Raw genomic sequence first — 850 nt, forward strand, 5'->3', positions numbered from 1 at the left:
CTAGGGCGTGTTAGACCTTGAATGACAGAACGGACTGCATAGCTGTTTATGATGAGCATGATGCAGTCTGTCTTTTCCGATACCGCATGGTCCGTCTGGGAGCCTTTGATCGAGGAAGTCCGTCCGAAGGGCAAGACCTCACCAAAGAACCTTCGACGGACGATATCCGCGATTTTCTGGCGCCATCAGAACGGCGCGAAGTGGCGTGCCTTGCCATCAGAGTTTGGTCCCTGGTGGATTGCAGCACAGTTGTTCATTCGCTGGTCGAAGTTCGGTGTGTGGCAGCGCCTCTTTGAAAAGGTCAAAGACAGGGATCAAGACCTCGGCATGGTCTTTCTTGATGGCACGACAATCCGTGCCCATCATAAGGCGGCCGGAGCGGCTAAAAAAGGGGGCACAGAGAACGCCGAAAGGATCGTGAGGCTCTTGGCCGCTCACGTGGAGGCTTTGGCACCAAGGTCTGCGTAGCTGCGGACAGTCATGGCAGGGCACTGTCCTTCACGCTGGCACCCGGACAGGCACATGAATTACCGTGTGCCTACGCCCTGCTTGACGCTCTGCCACACCCACCAATCTATGTCGTCTGCGATCGTGGGTATGCCTCACATAAATTTCGTGAAGATCTTTGGAACCGTGGATCTCGCCCTGTCATCCCGCCAAGGAAGAATGATCCAGAAGTCGCCTGTCCCAAATGGGCTTACAGACACCGGCATCTGGTCGAAAACCTGTGGGCAAGACTCAAGGAGTGGCGGGCTGTCGCGACCCGATATGAGAAAACCGCCGCATCCTTCCTCTCCGTCATCCTCATCGCTGCTACAGCAGACTATATCAAGACCTAACAGGCCCTAGT

1 protein-coding gene is annotated in these 850 nt (G+C 55.4%); it reads left to right on the plus strand.

Features of this window, described 5'->3' with window-relative positions; genetic code table 11:
* Window positions 1–60: 60 nt before the first annotated feature.
* Window positions 61–839, plus strand: a protein-coding gene (locus CDI09_RS17400) for an IS5 family transposase (RefSeq protein WP_205836688.1) whose coding sequence is annotated in 2 segments (ribosomal slippage) — window positions 61–400 and window positions 400–839 — 780 coding nt in all. Because the reading frame shifts where the segments join, the coding sequence is not laid out codon by codon here.
* Window positions 840–850: the final 11 nt, after the last annotated feature.

The organism is Komagataeibacter nataicola (assembly GCF_003207795.1).
Taxonomy (GTDB): domain Bacteria; phylum Pseudomonadota; class Alphaproteobacteria; order Acetobacterales; family Acetobacteraceae; genus Komagataeibacter; species Komagataeibacter nataicola.